Consider the following 18,632-nt stretch of genomic DNA (forward strand, 5'->3'; position numbering starts at 1 on the left):
GCTCTCGTCCCCCTCATGTCCCCATTAGTGTCAACATCTCCTGGAGTACCCATGCGAACCCAGAGCCGACGCTCGCCACGGACCCTCTTCGCCGTGGCGGCGGTAGGGACGCTGATCGCTCCGCTCGCCGCCTGCTCGGGCGCCGGCGGGTCCGGATCCGCCGACGGCAGCTCCGTCAACGTCCTGATGGTGAACAACCCGCAGATGGTGGAGCTGCAGAAGCTGACCGCCGCCCACTTCACCAAGGACACCGGCATCAAGGTGAACTTCACCGTCCTGCCGGAGAACGACGTCCGTGACAAGATCAGCCAGGACTTCGCCAACCAGGCCGGGCAGTACGACGTCGCCACCCTGAGCAACTACGAGATCCCGATCTACGCCAAGAACGGGTGGCTGCACCCCCTGGACGCCTACGTCAAGAAGGACACCGCCTTCGACCAGGCCGACATCCTCCCCCCGATGACCCGGGCGCTCACCGCCGGGGACGGCAAGCTGTACGGCGAGCCGTTCTACGGCGAGTCCTCCTTCCTGATGTACCGCAAGGACGTCCTGGAGAAGAAGGGCCTGACCATGCCGGACAAGCCCACCTGGAAGCAGGTCGCCGACCTGGCCGCCAAGATCGACGGCTCCGGCATGAAGGGCATCTGCCTGCGCGGACTGCCGGGCTGGGGCGAGGTCATGGCGCCGCTGACCACGGTGGTGAACACCTTCGGCGGCACCTGGTTCGACAAGGACTGGACGGCACGCCTCGACTCCAAGGAGTTCAAGGAGGCCACCCAGTTCTACGTCGACCTGGTCCGCAAGCACGGCGAGGCCGGTGCCGCCCAGTCCGGCTACGCGGAGTGCCTGAACAACATGACCCAGGGCAAGACGGCCATGTGGTACGACGCCACCGCCGGCGCCGGCTCCCTGGAGGCCGACGGCTCTCCGGTCAAGGGCAAGATCGGCTACGCCCCGGCCCCGGTCGAGAAGACCGCCGGCTCGGGCTGGCTCTACACCTGGGCGTGGGGCATCCAGAAGGCGTCCAAGAACTCCGAGAACGCCTGGAAGTTCATCTCCTGGGCCTCCAGCAAGGACTACGAGAAGCTCGCCGGCGAGGAGGCCGGCTGGTCCAACGTCCCGGCCGGCAAGCGCGCCTCGACGTACGACATCCCGCAGTACCGCAAGGAGGCCGCCGCGTTCGCGGACGTCACGCGCGACGCCATCGCGAACGCCAGGCCCGACGACCCGGGCGTGCAGCCGCGGCCCGCGCCCGGCATCCAGTTCGTCGGCATCCCCGAGTTCACCGACCTGGGCACCAAGGTCTCCCAGGAGATCAGCTCCGCCATCGCCGGACGCCAGTCGGTGGACAGCGCTCTGAAGAAGGCCCAGAAGCTCGCCGAGGCCGTCGCCCAGAAGTACGAGGGGTCATGACCTTGACGTCCCCGGCCCGCGCCGCCGCCGTCTCCGGACGGCCGGCGGCCCGGCGCTCGAACCGCATGCGTGCCTGGGCCACCCGGGCCCCCCTGCTGCCGGCGCTGGTCTTCATGATCGTCGTCACCCAGCTGCCCTTCGTGGCCACCCTGGTGATCTCGTTCCTCGACTGGAACGCGCTCTACCCCGACCGGCGCCACTTCGCCGGATTCGCCAACTACGGCGAGGTGCTGAGCGACCCCGAGCTGCGCAGTTCGGTGTGGACGACCATCCTGCTGACCGTCACCGTGGTGCTGGTCAGCCTGCTGCTCGGCCTGCTGCTCGCGCTGCTCCTCGACCGCCGCTTCCGCGGCCGGGCCGCCGTGCGCACCATGCTCATCGCGCCGTTCCTGCTGGTGCCGATCGCCGCCGCGCTGATGTGGAAGCACCTGCTGTTCAACCCGGAGTACGGGCTGTTCAACGGCATCCTGAACGCCATCGGCGGGGACGGGGCGATCCAGCCGGACTGGATCTCCGAGATGCCGCTGATGGCGGTGGAGGCCGCGCTGATCTGGCAGTGGACCCCGTTCATGATGCTGATCCTGCTGGCCGGACTGCAGAGCCGCGATTCCCAACTGCTCGAAGCGGCGAGGATGGACGGGGCGAGCGACTGGCAGATCTTCGTGCACATCACCCTGCCGCATCTGCGCCGCTACCTCGAACTCGGCGTGCTGCTCGGCTCGATCTACATCGTGCAGAACTTCGACGCGGTGTTCACCATCACCTCGGGCGGCCTGGGCACCGCGAACCTGCCGTACACGATCTACCAGACCTTCTACCAGGCGCACGAGAACGGCCTCGCCTCCGCGGCCGGCGTCATCGTCGTGATCGGCTCGATCATCCTGGCGACCTTCGCGCTGCGCGTGGTGTCGTCGCTGTTCCGTGAGGAGGTGTCCCGCTGATGGCCACCGTCGCCACCACCGCCCCGCGGTACGGCAAACCGCGCGGCCGGTTCCGGGGCGCGGCCCTGGGCGTCGTCGCCTGGCTGGCCGGACTCGTATTCGTGCTGCCGCTGCTCTGGATGGTCCTGACGTCCTTCCACTCCGAGGCGGACGCGGCGACCAACCCGCCGTCGGTGGCCGCCGCGCTGACGCTGGACGGCTACCGGCAGTTCTTCGGGCTGACCGGCGGGGCCAGTCCCTGGCCCGCGCTGATCAACTCCATGACCGCCTCGCTGGTCTCCACCCTGCTGACCCTCCTCCTCGCGCTGCCCGCCGCGTACGCGCTGTCCATCCGGCCGGTGAAGAAGTGGACCGACGTCCTGTTCTTCTTCCTGTCCACCAAGATGCTGCCGCTGGTGGCCGGTCTGCTGCCGATCTACCTGTTCGCGAAGAACACCGGCCTGCTCGACAACATCTGGGCGCTGGTCATCCTCTACACGGCCATGAACCTGCCGATCGCGGTCTGGATGATGCAGTCCTTCCTCTCCGAGGTCCCGGTCGCGATCATCGAGGCCGCCCAGATCGACGGCGCCAAACTACCGACCGTGCTGGGCCGCGTGGTCGCCCCGATCGCCCTGCCCGGCATCGCGGCGACCGCCCTGATCTGCTTCATCTTCAGCTGGAACGAGCTGATGTTCGCGCGGGTCCTCACGGGTGTGGTCGCCGAGACCGCCCCGGTGTTCCTCACCACCTTCATCACCAGCCAGGGCCTGTTCCTGGCCAAGGTGTGCGCCGCGTCGCTCGTCATCTCCCTGCCGGTGCTCGCCGCGGGGTTCGCCGCCCAGGACAAACTGGTCCAGGGCCTGTCGTTGGGAGCCGTCAAATGAAGGCCGCCGTCATCGAGTCCGTGGGCCGCGCCGTCGTCACGGAGGTCCCCGACCCGACGCCGGGGCCCCGCGAGGTCGTCGTCGAGGTGGCGGCCTGCGGGCTGTGCGGCACCGATCTGCACATCCTCCAGGGCGAGTTCGCGCCCAAGCTGCCGATCGTGCCCGGGCACGAGTTCGCCGGCGAAGTGGCCGCGGTCGGCACACAGGTCACGGAGGTGTCGGTCGGCGACCGGGTGGCCGTCGACCCGTCGCTGTACTGCTACGAGTGCCGCTACTGCCGCGACGGGCACAACAACATGTGCGAGCGGTGGGCCGCGATCGGCGTGACCACCGCGGGCGGCGCCGCCCAGTACGCCGTGGCCCCGGTCGCCAACTGCGTCAAGCTGCCCGAGCACATCCGCACCGAGGACGCGGCCCTGATCGAGCCGCTGTCGTGCGCGGTCCGCGGCTACGACGTACTGCGCACGCGCCTGGGCTCGCGCGTGCTGATCTACGGCTCCGGGACCATGGGCCTGATGATGCTGGAACTGGCCAAGCGGACCGGCGCGGCCAGCGTGGACGTGGTCGACGTGAACCCGGCCCGCCTGGAGACGGCCCGGCAGCTCGGCGTGTCGGGGTCCGCGGCGAACGCCGACGAACTGGACCGGCCGCAGGGCTGGGACGTCGTGGTGGACGCGACCGGCAACGCGGCGGCGATCCAGGACGGCCTGGACCGGGTGGCCAAGGCGGGAACGTTCCTCCAGTTCGGCGTGGCCGACTACGCGACCCGGGTGATGATCGACCCGTACCGGATCTACAACCAGGAGATCACCATCACCGGCTCCATGGCGGTGCTGCACAGCTTCGAGCGGGCCGCCGATCTGTTCGCGGCCGGGGTGCTGGACCCCCAGGTCTTCATCAGCGACCGGATCCCGCTGGAGCGGTACCCGGAGGCGCTCGACCAGTTCGCCTCCGGCGTGGGCCGGAAGATCGTGGTGGTCCCGTAGCGGGTCTCTCGTTCGGATCAGGCCGGGCTCGCGGGCCCGGCCGGCGCGGGCGCCGCGCCGCCTCACCCGTTTGCCGGGTAAGGGAACGGTAAAGCGCCCTCGCTCGTTACCTCCCACATGACAGCTATGACCCCCGGCTCGAACATCCCGCTGGCCGCCGCGCGTGTGACGGTCGACGTCGCCGCTCCGGTGCGGCTGGACGTATCGGGCCTGCTGCTCACCGCCGACGGCAAGGTGCGCTCGGACGACGACTTCATCTTCTACAACCAGCCCTCCGGGCCGGGCGTGACCCACCGTTCGGGCGGCGGCGGCGCGCCCGACGCGATCACCGTGGACACCGCCGCGGTGCCGGCGGGCATCGAGAAGATCGTGGTCACCGCGAGCCCGGACGCCGCCGGGCAGACCTTCCAGGGCATCGAGCCCACGGCCACCGTCCGCGACGCGGACACCGGCTCGGTGCTGGCCACGTTCACCCCGCCGCGGCTCGGCACCGAGACGGCGCTGGTGGTCGTGGAGATCTATCTGCGCGGCGGACAGTGGAAGGCGCGGGCCGTCGGCCAGGGGTACGCCGACGGACTCGCGGGCATCGCCACCGACTTCGGCGTGACGGTGGAGGAACCCGCCCCCGCCCCGGCGGTCCCGCCGCAGCCGTCCGTCCCGCCCCGGCCGCTCGCCCCGCCGCCCCCGGCGCCCGCCGCGCAGACGCCTGCCGCCCCTCCGGCTCCCCCGGCCCCGCCTGCCGCCGCTCCCGCCCCGGGCACCGGGAAGGTCAACCTGGACAAGGGCCGGGTCAGTCTCCGGAAGAACCAGACCGTGTCCCTGGTCAAGGGCGGCCGTCCGTTGCTCGCCCGGGTCAAGATGGGCCTCGGCTGGGAACCGGCGTACCGCGGCGCCGACATCGACCTTGACGCCTCGGTCATCGCCTACGGCCCGCAGCGCAACCACATCGACAGCTGCTACTTCGGCAAACTCACCATCCTGAACGGCGCGGTGAAGCACTCCGGCGACAACCTCACCGGCGAGGGCGCGGGCGACGACGAGGTGATCGTGGTCGACCTCGGGCGCCTGCCCCAGGAGGTGAGCGGTCTGGTCTTCACCGTGAACTCCTTCTCGGGCCAGAAGTTCACCGAGGTCGCCAAGGCCTACTGCCGCCTGGTGGACGCCACCACCGAGGAGGAGCTGGTCCGTTTCGACCTCACCAACGCCGAGCCGCAGACCGGGGTGTTGATGGCCAAGCTCATCCGTCAGTTCACCGGCGAGTGGGAGATGACGGCCATGGGCGACTTCGTCAAGGCGCGCACCGTGCGGAACATGGTGAAGCCCGCGGCCCAGGCGCTGTAGGACACAATTCGCCTGTCGAAGTCATTTTCACCAGAGGATGAACCACACATGATCACGCTGACGAAAGAAGACGGACCGGCGGACCTGGACGGGGTGACCCACATGTCCATCGGTGTGTCCTGGGACCCCACCGGGGGCACCTCCGGCGGGGTGATGGGCATGCTCCGCCGCAAGATGGGCACCGACCTCGACCTGATCGCCGTCGCCATGCAGGGCGCGGACCCGGTGCGCCTGGCGGGCCTGGACTCGCTGGACCCCATGGGCAACGGCTCGTTGCAGCACAGCGGCGACAACCAGACCGGCCGCGGGGACGGCGACGACGAGACGGTGACGGTGGAGTTCGCGCGGATACCGCAGAACATCACCTCGATCGTGTTCATCGCCGCCGCGTTCAAGAAGGGCAGCTCCTTCCAGAAGGCGCGCAACATCAGCTTCAAGGTCTACGACGCGACCGGGGGCACCTCCCAGCAGGTCGCCGACATCTGGCCGAGCCTGCTCACCCAGGACAACGGCTGCGCCGTGGCCAAGGCCATGCGTGTCGGCGGCTCCTGGAAACTCGAAGTGATCAACGAGACGGGCAAGATCAAGCAGGGCGACGAGCACGCCCTGATGCGCTTCGCCGTCAGCAATTGACGTACCGCGCCCCATGACCGAACGGCCGCGGCCCGCGCGGTGAACGCGGGCCGCGGCCGGTCACTTCTTCGCTCAGCCGCCGTGCGCGGAGCGTGCCTTGAAGGCTGCCTTGCGGGCCTCCTTGGCGGTCTTCTTGTCCGGGTGCAGGCGGCCCATCGCCTCCAGTACGTCCGCCGTCTGCGGGTGGTCCACCCGCCACGCGGCCGCGAAGAAGCCGCTGTGCTGTTCGGCGAGACCCTCGACGAGGGCGTGCAGTTCCTCGGAGTCGCCCTCGGCGGCCAGTTGCGCTGCCACCGTGTCGATGGTCAGCCAGAAGATCATCTCCTGGGACGGCGCCGGCACGTCGGCCAGGCCACGCTCGGTCAGCCAGACCCTGGAAAGACCGCCCAGTTCGGCGTCGTCGAGCACCTCCCGCAGCGCCGGTTCGGCCTCCGCGCCGACCAGGGACAGCGCCTGCTGGCAGCGCAGCCGCCGCAGCGGCGCACCCGCGTCCGTGCCGCGCGCCGCGGCAAGCAACTCCCGTGCGGCGGACAGCGGTTCACGGCTCGCCAGCCACTGCTCGGTCTCCGCGTGCGTGGCCGCGGGCGGAAAACCGGCGGTACCGTCGAGCAGCGCGTCGGCACCCTTGTCCGCGAGCTCGCCGATCACCGGCGCCCGGCAGCCGGCCTCGAGCAGCCGGGTCCGCAGCCCGTGCAGTCCGAGCGGGGTCAGCCGCACCATGCCGTAGCGGGCGACGTCCACCTCCTCGACCGGCGTGGACGACTCGCTCTCGGCCTCCGCCATCAACTCCTCGTCCACCGGCCGGTACTCGACCAGACCCGCCGTCTCCAGCAGCCGGAACTGGTCGTCCAGCCGCATCATCGCCTCGGAGACCTGCTCCAGTATGTCGTTGGTGGGCTCCCCCATGTCGCTGGGCACGATCATGGAAGCGGCGAGCACGGGCAGCGGCACCGGAACGCCGCCGGCCCCCTCCGCACCGGCCGTCAGCCGGTAGAGATTGGCGAGCACCCCGTCGAGGAACTCCGCCTCCGCCCCGGGGTCCCAGTCCAGCCCGGAGAGGTCGACCGCGCCACCCTGCCCCACCGCTTCGACCAGCACGTCCAGGTCGGGCACGCTCGCGTCGGCCAGCGCGGTCTCGAGGGCGTTCGACCAGACCGCGAGCACGTCGTGCGGCGAGCCGCCGGTCAGCAGCTCCAGGCCGGGGCCGGGCGCGACGGCGCCCTCGTCCTCGTCGGCGACGCGGACGAGCCCGGTGTCCAGGGCGACCCGCCAGGCCTCGCCCGCGGCGGCCGCCGCGTCGTCGCCGGTCAGACCGAGCACCTCCGCTGCGGCGGGCAGTTGCTCCTGCGCGAGCCCGCCGTCCGCGTCGACCCGTGTCCCGCCCCCGGCCCAGCGCGCGAGCCGCGCGGCGCGGGACAGCAGCGGTGTGGCGAGCGCGTACCGGGCCAGCTCCGGTTCGGAGGCGATCCGCACCGGCGGGAACGAGGACCTGTCTGACATCGGCTGGTTTCTCCTAGCGGACCGGGGCCCGGAGGGTGGGAAGCCCACGGGCCGGCAAGCCTGACGACTCAAAAGCTCAGCCTAGACGGATTTCGCCCCATCCCGTCCGGTTCACCTTTCCGTCATCTCCCGTCCATGGCGGAAACCTTGACAACCAACTGGGCCGCGCAGCAGATTGACGCGCGTAGAAATGCGGAGGCGGCTCGTTCCCGTCACGCTCTACGCGCGTCGACCGGTGCCTCCCGCCCACGTCCCGCGTTTTCGCGTCGCACCCCCGTCGCCGTACTCCGTCATGCCCGAAGGGATCCACCGTGCCCAGCAAGTCCTCCGCCCGTCTCGCCGCGCTGACCATCGCCGCCGTCTGCTCGGCCGCGTCCGCCGTCGTCCTCACCTCTCCCGCGCACGCGGACACCGTGCGCATCCACGACATCCAGGGCACCACCCGGATATCCCCCTACGCGAACCAGCAGGTCACCGCCGTGCCCGGCATCGTCACCGCCGTGCGCACCTACGGCTCCACCAGAGGCTTCTGGATGCAGGACGCCAATCCGGACAACAACCCCGCCACCAGCGAGGGCATCTTCGTCTTCACCAGCTCCACCCCGACGGTCGCGGTCGGCGACTCCGTCACGGTGACCGGAACCGTCTCCGAGTACGTCCCGGGCGGCGCCACCTCCGGCAACCAGTCGGTCACCGAGATCACCAAGCCGGTGGTCACCGTCGTCTCCAAGGGCAACCCGGTCCCGGCCCCGGTCGTGATAGACGCCGAGTCGGTTCCCGCCGTCTACTCCCCGGCCGGCGACCCCGCCGCGAAGGGCTCGGTCAACGGCCTGACCCTGGAGCCGACGAAGTACGCCCTGGACTACTACGAGTCCCTGGAGGGCATGAACGTCCAGATCGCCGACGCCCGCGTGGTCACCGCGACCAACCCCTACAGCGAGCTGTGGGTCACGGTGAAGCCGGACGAGAACCGCAGCTCCCGCGGCGGCACGGTCTACGGCTCCTACGACTCCCAGAACACCGGCCGCCTCCAGGTCGAGTCGCTCGGCTCCACCGCCGACTTCCCCGTGGCGAACGTCGGCGACACCCTCGCCGGCACCACCACCGGACCGATGGACTACAACTCCTACGGCGGCTACACGCTCGTCGCCGGCCGGCTCGGCACGCTCAAGAGCGGCGGCCTGCAGCGCGAGACGACCGCCAAGCAGTCCCCCGGCGAGCTCTCGGTGGCCACCTACAACGTCGAGAACCTCGACCCGTCCGACGCCACCTTCGACGAGCACGCCGCCGCGATCGTGCACAACCTGCAGTCGCCCGACATCGTGTCCCTGGAGGAGATCCAGGACAACAACGGCGCCGTGGACGACGGCACGGTCGACGCGAGCGTGACCGTGGGCAAGCTGATCGACGCGGTCGTCAAGGCCGGCGGCCCGAAGTACGACTGGCGCTCCATCGACCCGGTCAACGACCAGGACGGCGGCGAGCCGGGCGGCAACATCCGCCAGGTGTTCCTGTTCAACCCCGCGCGGGTCTCCTTCACCGACCGCCCGGGCGGCGACTCGACCACCGCGGTCGGCGTCAGGAAGGTGAACGGCAACAAGGCGGCCCTGACGGTCTCCCCGGGCCGGATCGACCCCACGAGCGACGCCTGGAAGAACAGCCGCAAGCCGCTGGCCGGCGAGTTCGTCTTCCGCGGCCGCACGGTCGTCGTGATCGCCAACCACTTCGCCTCCAAGGGCGGCGACCAGGGCCTGACCGCGCAGTACCAGCCGCCGGCGCGCAGCTCGGAGGTCCAGCGCCACCGCCAGGCGGCCGAGGTGAACTCCTTCGTCAACGACATCCTGAAGGTCGAGAAGAACGCGGACGTCGTCGTGCTCGGCGACATGAACGACTTCGAGTTCTCCGACACCGCGAAGATCCTCGAGGGTGACGGCGAGCTGTGGTCGGCGATCAAGTCGCTGCCCAAGAACGAGCGTTACACCTACGACTACCAGGGCAACCAGCAGGTCCTTGACCAGATCCTGATCAGCCCGGCGATCAAGCGCGGCGGCAACTTCGACTACGACAGCGTGCACGTCAACGCGGAGTTCCACGACCAGACCAGCGACCACGACCCGCAGGTGCTGCGCTTCCACCCGTGACACCCGCGCGTGCTGAGGACGGGGTCGGCGGCCGTCAGGCGCAGGCCCCGTCCAGCCATTCCCGCCAGGCCAGTTCGTTGGCCTTCGCGTCGGCGTCCGGCGCGAAGTCGTGGACGCTGACGCCGACGGGGGCGCCCCAGCGGTTGCGGCCGAAGAGGCGGATGAGGGCGTCGTCGGTGCGCAGCCCGATGAAGTACGGGGTGCGGTAGTCGAGTACGGCCTCGAACGTCCGAGGCCCTTGGACGGTCACGCGCGCACCCGTGGCCGTGTCGTCGGTGAGCCCGAGGGCCCGGCCCACGGTTGTGAAGGCATCGGGTGCGGTGGATGCCTCCGGGCCGTCCAGGGTCGCGAAGGCCACCGGGCGCGGCGCGAAGTGCGTCAGGTACTCGCGCAGGGTGTGCAGATAGAAGTCGGTGTGCTTGTTCGCGCCGTCGTACTGGTTGTCCCAGTCGTCGGTGAAGATGCCGCTGTGCACGTACCGCACCCAGGCGCGGCGGCCGCCGTCGCGCGGTTCGATGGTGTGGTCGAGCTGGTTGAGCGACTGGACCGGGAACCCCGGGTCCTCACTGCGGTTGGTGTAGCGGTGCGGCGGATCCCAGGCGGTGACCGTGGACCCGAAGGGTCCGGCGCCGCCCACCCGGGGCTCCGGCGGCTCCATCGGCCACAGATATCCACCGGTACCGGTCGTGATCGCCTCCCACACCTCCTGGGGGGTGGCGTCGACCTCAAACTCACGGACGATCTCGAATTCCTTGGACATGACGGGCTCCTGCTCGGTGACGGTCGGGTCGGTGATGATCGGGGGGTACTGGGCCGTTATCGGGCTTCGGGTTCCACGGCGGGCGCGGCCTGCTCCTTCACCGTGGGATGGAAGGCGACGACGATCCGATGGCCGCGTCCGCCCTCGGAGTCCGGGGCGTCGTACTTGCGGATCAGGGCGGTGACGCCGGCCGTCAGCTCCTCGACGAACGCGGCCCGGTCGGCGGCCGACGCGAGGCGGATCTCGCCGTCCAGCGCGTAGGTCGCCAGCCGCTTGCGGGCCTTGGCCGCGCCGGTGATCAGCGAGCCGACATCGCGCACCAGCCGGGCACCGAGGGCAAGCAGCCAGCGCGCGGAGAGCTGGTCGCGGAAGCGGTCCGGGTCGGGCTGCACGGCGGCCAGGGCCAGCGGGGAGATGACGTACGACGCGGCGGTGGCGCGCATCAGCCGCTCGGTGACGTTGCCCTTGCGGCGCTCGCCGGCCAGCTCGACCAGTCCGTGCCGCTCCAGCGCCTTGAGGTGGTAGTTCACCTTCTGCCGGGGCAGGCCGACCGTGCCGGCCAGCATGGCGGCCGAGGCGGGGCCTGCCGCCAGCTCGGCGAGCAGCCTGGCCCTTATGGGGTCCAGGGAGACGGCTGCGGCCTCGGGGTCCTCGATCACGGTGACGTCCAGCATGCGACTCACCCTCCCACCGAAAACTTTACTTGTCCAGACGGTTCTAGTTTTCGGTGGGTCGTCGCGCCCGGTCCTCGGCGCACAGGAGGGCCGCCCCCACCTCTCGGGTGGGGGCGGCCTTGAGGAAGCCGGTGGTCCCGGTGTGGCGTGGTCCGGGTGTACCGATGGTCCCAGTGCGCCGTGCCGGACCGGACGGTCTCAGCGGCGGCTGCGCCGGATCAGCAGTCCGGTCGCGACCAGCGCCGCCGCGCCGGCCGCGAGCGCTATCACCATCGGGCGCGGGTTGCGCCGGTACGCCTCGACCGCGTTGCTCACCGGGGCGGACTGCCCGGCCCGGGAGGCCTGCTCCTGGACCGTGTGCCCGGCACGCGTGGCCTGTTCCTGGACCAGATGACCCGCCCGCGTGGCCCGCTCCTGAAGCGTGTGCCCGGACCGGCCCGCCCCCTCCTGGGTCCGGTGACCGGCGTGGATGGCCTTCTCCTGGACGCGATGCCCGGCGTTCGCGGCCGAGCTGCGCAGCTGGACCGTCAGGGCGCCGGCCTTGTCCATCAGGTCCGCCGCGCGGGCCTTCGCGCGGCCCTTCACGTCCGCCTTGGCCGCCAGCTCCTCGACGGTGTCGCCGAGTTGGCTCCTCGTCTGCTCGATCTGCTGCCTCAGCTCGTCGGGGCCCTTCGCTCCGGTCGGCGTGGTGGCGCCGCCGTCCCCCTGTGTCCTGTCCGTCATCGGTGGTGTGCCCTTTCCTTGATCGCCTCGACGTCCGCCTTGACGCTGCCGAGCATCTCCTCCGGCGTGGGTGGTGAGGCGCGGCGCAGCTGGGCGCGGCCGACGATGGCCAGCACGCTCGCGATCGCGAACAGCAAGGCCGTCACGACAAGCGCCGCGGCCCACACGGGCAGCGCCAGCGAGAGGGCGGCGGTGGCCGCGCCGGCGAGGGCGATCAGCCCGACATAGCCGACGGCGCCCGCCGCGCCGAGCAGTCCGCCGCCGCGTCCCATGCGGCGCCCCTTCTGTGTCAGCTCCGCCTTGGCCAGCGCCATTTCCTGCCGTACGAGCTGGGAGAGCTGCTCGGTGGCCCGGTGGACGAGTTCACCCACCGAGTGCTCGCCCGCCACCGGCACAGCCGGTGAACGGTCGCCCACCGACGGTTCGGCCGGCAGACGTTCGTCCAGCGAACGTGTATCCGGTGCACGGTCGCCCGGGCGCTCGCGCACTGGGCGGCGCTGGTCGGGCGCAGGCCTCACATCGATAGTCCCGGTCACGGTGCCCGCCTCCTCTCGGTCCGGACCATCCGGGTACCCGGGACCTCCGCGACTACCCGTGTCCGGGACCACCAGGACCGCGCTCGCCGAGCCGGGCCAGCTGTGTCTGGAACCAGTCGAGGCGCGCCTGCAACAGGGCTGCCTCCGCGGCGAGTTCGGGCACCCCAAGCCCTTCGGGTCCGGCGAGCGGCCCGGCCGGCGCCCCAAAGGCGGCGACCGCCCTGGCGACCGGCGCCGGCCAGCCGCCGCCCGCCACGACCCGCAGCCCGGCCCCGGCCTGCCGGGCGAAGCCGGCGCAGGTCACCGACGTACGGCCGCGCAGGCAGCCCGCGCAGGCGGCGGTCAGCGCCCGCCAGCCGGGCCTGCCCCAGCCGGCGTCCGCCAGGGTGGAGGCGGGCGCGCCGCACGCGCACGGGCCGACCGTCGCCGTGCGCACCCGCTGGCGGGCGTAGCGGAACCCGCGTTCGTAGCGGATGTAGGCGCCGAGGACGAAGACCTCCAGGAGGACGGCTCCACGGTGCTCGGCCGTGCACAGCAGCGCCTCGGCGGCGGCGCGCTCGTGCACGCAGTGGAAGCCGCAGTCGCACAGACGGGCGGGTGGCCGGTGCCGGCGGCCGTAGACGCAGGCCGCGTCGGCGACGACGCCGTACGGCAGCGCGCCGCCGAGCGACACACCGGTGAAGCGGGCCCGGGTGCCGTCGTGGGACAGCACCGGGTGGGCGATCTTGTATCCGGTCGGCGGCTCCGTCGGGCGTTCCGCGGGCAGCCGCAGCCTCATCGGGCGGCCGGTGCCTCTTCGGGCGTGGCGGCGGCCCGCGGTTCCTGGATCTCCTGGCTCTCCTGGACCGCCTCGGGGAGTCCGGCCTGCTCCTCGCGGACCGTCGGCTGTTCCTCCGCCACGCCGGTGGCCAGTGCCTTGCCGAGCTTCATGACGCCTCCCGTGCCCTGCCGTCGGTGACCTCCTGACCATGGTGACGCATCACGGCCGACTTGGACACAGGACACCTTCTCTCCAGCCTTGCTTACCGATACCCGGTAGGAGAATTAAGTGGAGCTTCACTGTCAACTCTGCCGACACTTGCTTCCATGACGACGACCACAGCCACTCCCGCCCCGCCCTTCGGCCGCGCCCTGTGCGCCATGATCACGCCCTTCACCGCCTCGGGCGAGCTCGACCTCGACGGCGCCCAGCGGCTCGCCGACCGGCTGGTGACCGAGGGGTGCGACGGCCTCGTGCTCAGCGGTACGACGGGCGAGTCGCCGACCACGACGGACGCCGAGAAGTCGGCGCTGGTCCGGGCCGTGCGCGAGGCGGTCGGGGAAAGCGTGCCGATCGTCGCGGGCGTGGGCACCGCCGACACCCGGCACACCGTCGAGCTGGCACTGGCGGCCGGGAAGGCGGGCGCGGACGGCGTGCTGGTGGTGACGCCGTACTACAGCAGACCGCCGCAGGACGCCGTGGAGGAGCACTTCCGCACGGTGGCGGACGCCTCCGGGCTGCCGGTGATGCTCTACGACATCCCCGGCCGCACCGGCACGCGCATCGAGCCGGAGACCATGCTGCGCCTTGCCGCACACCCCGGGATCGCGGCGGTCAAGGACTGCTCATACGACTTCCTCGGCACCCAGAAGGTGCTGGCCCGCACCGAGTTGGCCTACTACGCGGGCTGCGAGGAGCACATCCTCCCGCTGTACGCGGTGGGCGGCACCGGATACGTCAGCACGGTCGCGAACCTGGTCCCGCGCCGACTGCGCTCGATCCTCGACGCGTTCGACGCGGGCGACACCGCCCGGGCCGCCCGCCTCCAGCAACAGGCCACCGAACTCGTCGAGTCGACGATGTCCGCCGGCCTCCCCGGCACGGTCACCGTCAAGGCCCTCCTGAACGCCCTGACCCTGCCCGCAGGCCCGGTCCGCCCGCCCTTGCGCCCCGCGCCCCCCGAAACGACGGCCGCCCTGCGCGCGGCGTACGAACGGCTGCGGGCGGGGTGACCATGCCCACGCCACTCCGCCAGAAGATCCAAGTTCCACAATCTCCGTGCGCGGGTCGACGCCCGACGAGGGGTAGTAACCTCCCTCTACTAACTCTCCGCACTCCGGGGAGTGCGGTGTGTGGAGACAGTATCGGTCTGTGGGGACGGACCGGGGCGGGGGATGATGATGACGTATCGGTTCAATCCGCCGCCGGGTTGGCCGGCACCGCCTCCGGGGTGGACTCCCCCTCCGGGATGGCACCCGGACCCGTCGTGGCCACCACCACCGCCGGGTTGGCAGCTTTGGGTGCACGACACCACGAATGGCGTCAGTACCGGCCCCACGGTCGTGCCGGACCAAACCGGGTCGGTCGACAGCCCGCCGACCATGCCGTCCGGCTCGGACGCCGACCGAGTAGTCGGCGCACAGCCCGCTGCTCCCCCACAACCTCCCATTCCCTCTGCTCGCCGTGGTGGGCTGTTCGGCAGACGCCGACGTGACGAATCCCAAGAGATCGAACAGCTACGAGCCTGGATAACTCACACACACGGCATGGACGCCGTGCAGGTCCTCGATGCCCTTCGCCTGGCGCGCGAGGAAGCCGCCGCCTTGCGCGAAGCCGCGGAAGCGGACGCAGAGCAGATCCGCCAAAAGGCCCACGAAGAGGTGAAGAGAGAGTAGGAAGAGGCGAAGACGGCCTCCAAGGACGCCGACCGGGCTCGGAAAGAGGCGGAGAAGACTCGGCAGGAGACCTACGAGACGAGCAGCCGGCTCGCCGAACTCCAGGCCCAGGTCGTCACCACCGACGAAACAGCCATGCTTCAACAGGTCGGCATTTACGCCTACCGGCACCAACTACAGGATGCCATCGCCTACCGCACCCGGCTGGACTCGCTGCAGGCCAAGATCAAAAGCCTCGCACGAACCGACCGGGCAGTACTCGCAGCCCAGGACTGGACCGTCAACGGTTCTGCCAGCGCGGGGCGCAAGATGGTCCGGGACTTCTCGAAACTCATGCTCAGGGCTTACAACGCCGAGGCGGACTACGCAGTGCGGTCCATGCGCCCCCACCGTCTGAACTCGCTCATCGACCGCCTCTACAAGAGTCGGGAGACCATCGCGAAGCTCGGCGCGACCATGCACATCCGCATCTCCGACGCCTACCACGACGCGCGCGTACGTGAACTGCAGATGACAGCCGACTTCCTGCAGAAGAAGGAAGAGGAGAAGGAAGCCCAGCGGGAGATCCGGGCACAGGAGAAGGAAGAGGCTGCCGCACAACGGGAATTGGAACGTGAACGAGTGAAGCTCCACAAGGAATTGGGGCATTACCAGTCCGCATTGCAGCGACTCCGGGAACGCGGGGACGCCGATGCCGTGGCGGAGATGGAAGCCAGACTCACCGAGATCGAAGAGGCCCTGAGCTCCGTCGAGGCACGTGCCGCCAATGTCCGCGCCGGGTACGTGTACGTGATCTCCAACATCGGCGCCTTCGGCGAGCGGATGGTCAAGATCGGAATGACCCGGCGGCTGGAGCCGCTGGAGCGCGTATACGAGCTGAGCGGAGCATCAGTGCCGTTCCGGTTCGACGTCCACGCGCTGATCTTCAGCAAGGATGCGGTCGGCTTGGAGTCCCAGCTCCACAAGGAGTTCGCGAAGCACCGAGTCAACCGCGTCAACGCCCGAAAGGAGTTCTTCCGCGTCACCCCGGCCGAGGTACGCGATGCCCTCCAACGGTACGCTGGCCAGCATCTCGTCGAGTTCACGGAAGAACCCCAGGCCCTGGAATGGCGTGCCAGCAAAGCGAGTTGAATCCTCAATCCATGTTGCTGGTACCGGCCAGATGCTCGTTCGGGGCGAGTAACCGCGGACTGATGCCGACCGGCCGGGTCAGCCGTTCGGGTCCTTGCCCAGGATGAGGGGCCGGTGCGACTCCTGCAGTCCCTTCGGCAGGTTGTCCGGGGAGAACCATTTCCCCTCCAGGATCTCGAAGGAATCGATCTTCATCTCGCCGCCTACGAGGTGCGCCTCGTAGGCAACTTCGACGCGCAGCTTGTAGCCACTCTTCAGGTGCACCAGGGCCCCCGGCTTCACCTCCAGGCCGGTCTCCTCACGCACCTCCCGCACCACGGTCTGGGCGAACTCCTCGCCCTTCGCGGCGTAACCCGTCGGCAGACCCCACTGACGCTCCGGCGGCCACATACGGTGGCGCAGCAACAGAACCCGGCCGTCGTCGCGGCGAACGACGCCAGTGACGCCGACCATGAATTTGCTGTGGGCCAGCCACAGCACACGCCACTGCACAGGGCCCCTGATGATCCGCCACAGACGGGCGATGATGCGCTTCATGTCGCGCCTTTCTCGGAATCGGACCGCCGGTACGGTTCGTGGAAGGGCAACGATGGTGCATCGATGGGCGGCCTTCCAAACATGCTGTGTGTACCGGCCGTGACGTCTTCGTCCCCGTCCAATTCCATGACGCCCAACCGGAGACCGCGCGACTCCGTGACGCGGAGCGTGGTCGCGAGACACTCGGCAAGGCGGGCCGCGATGAACCGAAGCTCTTGGTTCCCGAGACGCTCTTTCTCCAGGAGGTCGCTCGAGTGGGCCAGGACCTCCCGCGAGTCGCGGACCTGCTCGGCCTCCATGGCGTCCGCGAGGCGGGAGAGGAACCCGCCCCCACTTCGCGGGGACAGATAGCACGGCTTGCCGTCCTCGCCGATCCACGGGAGGAGCCGCCCCTCCTGAGAGGGGAAGTTCGCGCCGTGATTTCTCTCGTCGCTGATAGCCATACCGCAACGCTAGAAGCTGCGTTGACGCTGCGTCGATGGCACTTTGACGCACGGCGAAGGCGAAGTGCCACAGGGTGTCACACCGGCAGACGCACCAGATCGGCAAGCTCCCGCATCTCCGGCGTGAGCGTGCGACGCCTACTCACGATGCGGACGAGGATGTCGCGTGCGTAGCGCTGGTTCGGGAGCCACTGCGGGGAGCCGACGCGGATCTTGTTGAAGGTGTCGACGGCTTCCGCGTAATGCCGTAGCTGCGTCTGTGCGCTTGCGACATCGAGTAGGTGCCTGTTCCGGTTGTTCGAGGTCGGCTTCAGGCTGTCCGCAGGGATTTTGGCAGCCAGGGAGAGCACCTCGTCGGGGCGGCCGGCCACCATCGCGTTCTCTGTACGCTTCAACGCCACGGTGACGGGGCCGAAAGTGCGTAGGAAGTCGCCCTCGGGAGTGTGCTCCTCCCCAAGGGCCACGGCAGCCGACCGAGCGAGCCGCAGGGCGTCTGCGGCCTCGCCGGGGCGGTTGTCTCGGATCGCTGCCGCCGACACGCGGAGCAGAAGCCAGCCCCAGGCACTCAGTTCGGTCGGTGTAGCTCGCGACATGCGGGGCTCGACCTCGTCAGCCCATTCGACGGCCAGTGCGCGGGCGTCGGCCAGTCTTCCGCGGCGCAGCAGAAGCCAGCATTGGACGCTGACGGTGGCGGCGCCCTGTACGCGGTCGACTGCGTCGTCCAGGGCCCGCTCCAAGGCCAACTCCGCTGCGTCGAACTGACGCGTCTGAGTCATCAGCCAGCCAGTCAGCTCCAACAGGCGTGCGCGGAGCGGCCGACCGCGCGGGTCGGTCTCGGTCAGCGCCTCGGCGTCACGCAGGAGGGGCGGGAGAGCCGCGCCGAGCTCGGCGAAGCGGTCGTGGGCGAACAGAGGCACGGCCGCCTCAAGCGCCTCCCGTACGCCGTCGTAGGTGGGTTGCTCCGAGAGCCCGTCAAGGTCTGGGGGAGCCGCCAGAGCAGCGTGAACGGGCGCCCAGCGGTTCACCGTCTCCTCGTCGGCCGCGGCCTCGGCATGCTCGGTGATGAGCCGGGTTGTGGGCACCTTCAGGACGCTCGCGAGCCGACGCGCCGTCTCCAAGCGCGTGTCGTCTCGCTCGCCCTGCTCCAGCTTGCGGATGAGGGAGAGGGAGACGTCCGAGAGCTCTGACAACTCGCGCTGGCTCAGGCCCCGACGCTTGCGGACTTCCCGGAGCCGTTCACCGAAGCTGGCGCTCATGATTCGAGGGTACGGCGTGCGGGAGGGCCGGATCGAGGAACGCGAGGAACCACTTTCGAAGCCCACGCCGTACTGCGCACCTGCTACGTCGCGCTG

Annotated in this window: 19 protein-coding genes and 2 pseudogenes; 11 read left to right on the forward strand and 10 right to left on the reverse strand. The window is 70.0% G+C overall.

The window, feature by feature from the left end:
• The first annotated feature begins 51 nt into the window (after nucleotides 1–51).
• The 6 genes from ACIP4X_RS00540 to ACIP4X_RS00565 all read left to right on the forward strand — a co-directional run bounded on the left by ACIP4X_RS00540 (nucleotide 52) and on the right by ACIP4X_RS00565 (nucleotide 6,180).
• On the forward strand, nucleotides 52–1,413 hold the full coding sequence (locus tag ACIP4X_RS00540) for a sugar ABC transporter substrate-binding protein (RefSeq protein WP_358732580.1): 1,362 nt from the start codon (nucleotides 52–54) through the stop codon (nucleotides 1,411–1,413).
• Nucleotides 1,410–2,354: a sugar ABC transporter permease gene (locus ACIP4X_RS00545; protein WP_358732581.1), complete on the forward strand. Its 945-nt coding sequence runs from the start codon at nucleotides 1,410–1,412 to the stop codon at nucleotides 2,352–2,354. Before ACIP4X_RS00540 ends, ACIP4X_RS00545 begins: the two co-directional genes overlap by 4 nt.
• Nucleotides 2,354–3,220 carry a carbohydrate ABC transporter permease gene (locus ACIP4X_RS00550; RefSeq protein ID WP_358732583.1) on the forward strand — a complete coding sequence of 289 codons (867 nt, stop codon included), beginning with the start codon at nucleotides 2,354–2,356 and terminating at the stop codon, nucleotides 3,218–3,220. Before ACIP4X_RS00545 ends, ACIP4X_RS00550 begins: the two co-directional genes overlap by 1 nt.
• Nucleotides 3,217–4,206: a zinc-dependent alcohol dehydrogenase family protein gene (locus tag ACIP4X_RS00555; RefSeq protein ID WP_358732585.1), complete on the forward strand. Its 990-nt coding sequence runs from the start codon at nucleotides 3,217–3,219 to the stop codon at nucleotides 4,204–4,206. Before ACIP4X_RS00550 ends, ACIP4X_RS00555 begins: the two co-directional genes overlap by 4 nt.
• 126 nt (nucleotides 4,207–4,332) lie before the next feature.
• The gene (locus ACIP4X_RS00560) at nucleotides 4,333–5,547 is read left to right on the forward strand and encodes a TerD family protein (RefSeq protein ID WP_358732756.1); all 1,215 of its coding nucleotides are present in this window, start codon (nucleotides 4,333–4,335) and stop codon (nucleotides 5,545–5,547) included.
• 48 nt (nucleotides 5,548–5,595) lie between these two features.
• Nucleotides 5,596–6,180, forward strand: a complete 585-nt coding sequence (locus ACIP4X_RS00565) for a TerD family protein (RefSeq protein WP_391453696.1) — start codon at nucleotides 5,596–5,598, stop codon at nucleotides 6,178–6,180.
• 72 nt (nucleotides 6,181–6,252) lie between these two features.
• Here ACIP4X_RS00565 and ACIP4X_RS00570 read toward each other — a convergent pair whose 3' ends face one another.
• Complete coding sequence (locus tag ACIP4X_RS00570; RefSeq protein ID WP_358732589.1) at nucleotides 6,253–7,680, reverse strand: hypothetical protein; 1,428 nt, start codon at nucleotides 7,678–7,680, stop codon at nucleotides 6,253–6,255.
• Nucleotides 7,681–7,991: 311 nt separating this feature from the next.
• Here ACIP4X_RS00570 and ACIP4X_RS00575 point away from each other — a divergent pair, with 311 nt between their 5' ends.
• Nucleotides 7,992–9,821, forward strand: a complete 1,830-nt coding sequence (locus ACIP4X_RS00575; RefSeq protein WP_358732591.1) for an endonuclease/exonuclease/phosphatase family protein — start codon at nucleotides 7,992–7,994, stop codon at nucleotides 9,819–9,821.
• A gap of 34 nt (nucleotides 9,822–9,855) precedes the next feature.
• Here ACIP4X_RS00575 and ACIP4X_RS00580 read toward each other — a convergent pair whose 3' ends face one another.
• From ACIP4X_RS00580 to ACIP4X_RS00605, 6 genes are all read right to left on the reverse strand, one after another.
• A complete protein-coding gene (locus ACIP4X_RS00580) occupies nucleotides 9,856–10,581 on the reverse strand; it encodes an SRPBCC domain-containing protein (RefSeq protein WP_358732593.1) in 726 nt (241 codons plus the stop codon).
• A gap of 56 nt (nucleotides 10,582–10,637) precedes the next feature.
• Nucleotides 10,638–11,255 (reverse strand): helix-turn-helix domain-containing protein, encoded by a 618-nt coding sequence (locus tag ACIP4X_RS00585; protein WP_358732594.1) that lies wholly within the window; start codon nucleotides 11,253–11,255, stop codon nucleotides 10,638–10,640.
• A 198-nt stretch (nucleotides 11,256–11,453) separates the two neighbouring features.
• Nucleotides 11,454–11,978: a DUF3618 domain-containing protein gene (locus ACIP4X_RS00590; protein WP_391453692.1), complete on the reverse strand. Its 525-nt coding sequence runs from the start codon at nucleotides 11,976–11,978 to the stop codon at nucleotides 11,454–11,456.
• Nucleotides 11,975–12,394, reverse strand: a complete 420-nt coding sequence (locus ACIP4X_RS00595) for a phage holin family protein (protein WP_234375629.1) — start codon at nucleotides 12,392–12,394, stop codon at nucleotides 11,975–11,977. The genes ACIP4X_RS00590 and ACIP4X_RS00595 overlap by 4 nt, the downstream gene beginning before the upstream one ends.
• Nucleotides 12,395–12,566: 172 nt before the next feature.
• The gene (locus tag ACIP4X_RS00600) at nucleotides 12,567–13,292 is read right to left on the reverse strand and encodes a hypothetical protein (RefSeq protein WP_391453690.1); all 726 of its coding nucleotides are present in this window, start codon (nucleotides 13,290–13,292) and stop codon (nucleotides 12,567–12,569) included.
• A complete protein-coding gene (locus ACIP4X_RS00605) occupies nucleotides 13,289–13,444 on the reverse strand; it encodes a hypothetical protein (RefSeq protein WP_358732600.1) in 156 nt (51 codons plus the stop codon). The genes ACIP4X_RS00600 and ACIP4X_RS00605 overlap by 4 nt, the downstream gene beginning before the upstream one ends.
• Before the next feature lie 156 nt (nucleotides 13,445–13,600).
• On the opposite strand from ACIP4X_RS00605, the gene dapA reads away from it, so the two are divergent.
• From dapA to ACIP4X_RS00625, 4 genes and pseudogenes are all read left to right on the forward strand, one after another.
• Nucleotides 13,601–14,506, forward strand: coding sequence for a 4-hydroxy-tetrahydrodipicolinate synthase (gene dapA / locus ACIP4X_RS00610; RefSeq protein ID WP_391453688.1), 906 nt, complete (start codon nucleotides 13,601–13,603; stop codon nucleotides 14,504–14,506).
• A gap of 534 nt (nucleotides 14,507–15,040) precedes the next feature.
• Nucleotides 15,041–15,169, forward strand: coding sequence for a hypothetical protein (locus ACIP4X_RS00615; protein ID WP_358732603.1), 129 nt, complete (start codon nucleotides 15,041–15,043; stop codon nucleotides 15,167–15,169).
• A gap of 333 nt (nucleotides 15,170–15,502) precedes the next feature.
• Nucleotides 15,503–15,652: pseudogene (locus ACIP4X_RS00620) on the forward strand (DUF4041 domain-containing protein); the annotation flags it as partial.
• A 306-nt stretch (nucleotides 15,653–15,958) separates the two neighbouring features.
• Nucleotides 15,959–16,300, forward strand: a pseudogene (locus ACIP4X_RS00625) (GIY-YIG nuclease family protein); the annotation flags it as partial.
• A 78-nt stretch (nucleotides 16,301–16,378) separates the two neighbouring features.
• On the opposite strand, the gene ACIP4X_RS00630 reads toward ACIP4X_RS00625, so the two are convergent.
• The 3 genes from ACIP4X_RS00630 to ACIP4X_RS00640 all read right to left on the reverse strand — a co-directional run bounded on the left by ACIP4X_RS00630 (nucleotide 16,379) and on the right by ACIP4X_RS00640 (nucleotide 18,536).
• On the reverse strand, nucleotides 16,379–16,837 hold the full coding sequence (locus ACIP4X_RS00630; RefSeq protein WP_391453686.1) for an NUDIX domain-containing protein: 459 nt from the start codon (nucleotides 16,835–16,837) through the stop codon (nucleotides 16,379–16,381).
• The gene (locus ACIP4X_RS00635) at nucleotides 16,834–17,280 is read right to left on the reverse strand and encodes a hypothetical protein (protein WP_358732608.1); all 447 of its coding nucleotides are present in this window, start codon (nucleotides 17,278–17,280) and stop codon (nucleotides 16,834–16,836) included. The genes ACIP4X_RS00630 and ACIP4X_RS00635 overlap by 4 nt, the downstream gene beginning before the upstream one ends.
• Before the next feature lie 77 nt (nucleotides 17,281–17,357).
• Nucleotides 17,358–18,536, reverse strand: a complete 1,179-nt coding sequence (locus tag ACIP4X_RS00640; protein WP_358732610.1) for a helix-turn-helix transcriptional regulator — start codon at nucleotides 18,534–18,536, stop codon at nucleotides 17,358–17,360.
• Nucleotides 18,537–18,632: the final 96 nt, after the last annotated feature.

It is taken from the genome of Streptomyces sp. NPDC088817, from assembly GCF_044750345.1.
Lineage (GTDB): Bacteria > Actinomycetota > Actinomycetes > Streptomycetales > Streptomycetaceae > Streptomyces.